1 pseudogene is annotated in these 685 nt (G+C 67.3%); it reads right to left on the bottom strand.

Features of this window, described 5'->3' with window-relative positions:
* Positions 1-685, bottom strand: a pseudogene (locus DDE10_RS23195) (calcium-binding protein); the annotation flags it as partial.

Here is a 685-nt window from a genome sequence, read left to right as displayed (position 1 = left end):
CGCCTTCGTTGGCGAGCTCGGTCACCTGGTCGTCGACATGGTCGACCACATAGGTGTCGTTGCCGAACCCGCCCGACATCCGGTCCGCGCCGGCGCCGCCGTCGAGCGTGTTCTTGGCCCGGTTGCCGACCAGCTGGTTGCTCGACGCATTGCCGGTGGCGTTCACCGCCGCGCTGCCCTCGAGGATGAGGATCTCGACATTCTCGGGCAGCGCGAAACTGACCAGGCTGCGCACCCGGTCGGTGCCCTCGTTCGCCAGCTCGATCACCGTGTCGTAGGCATGATCGACGATATAGGTGTCGTTGCCGAGCCGGCCCTCCATCCGGTCGGCGCCGCGCGCGCCGTCGAGGGTGTTCGCGGCCGAGTTGCCGACCAGCCGGTTGCCCGCGGCATTGCCGGTGCCGTCGATCGCGGCGGTTCCGGTGAGATAGAGATTCTCGATGTTCGGGATGAGCCCGTAGGAAACCGAACTCTTCACCGTGTCGACGCCCTCGTCCGTGCCCTCGACCACCCGGTCGTTCACATGGTCGACGACATAGGTGTCGTGCCCGTTTCGGCCCGACATCGTATCGGCGCCCGCGCCGCCGTTGATCACATTGGCCTTGGCATTGCCGTAGAGACGGTTGTCCAGCGCGTTGCCGGTGGCGTCCGTCACGCCAGCGCCGCCGAGTGCGAGCGCCTCGAC

It is taken from the genome of Sphingosinicella terrae, from assembly GCF_003347635.1.
Classification (GTDB): domain Bacteria; phylum Pseudomonadota; class Alphaproteobacteria; order Sphingomonadales; family Sphingomonadaceae; genus Allosphingosinicella; species Allosphingosinicella terrae.
This window is presented reverse-complemented; position numbering and strand designations above follow the sequence as displayed.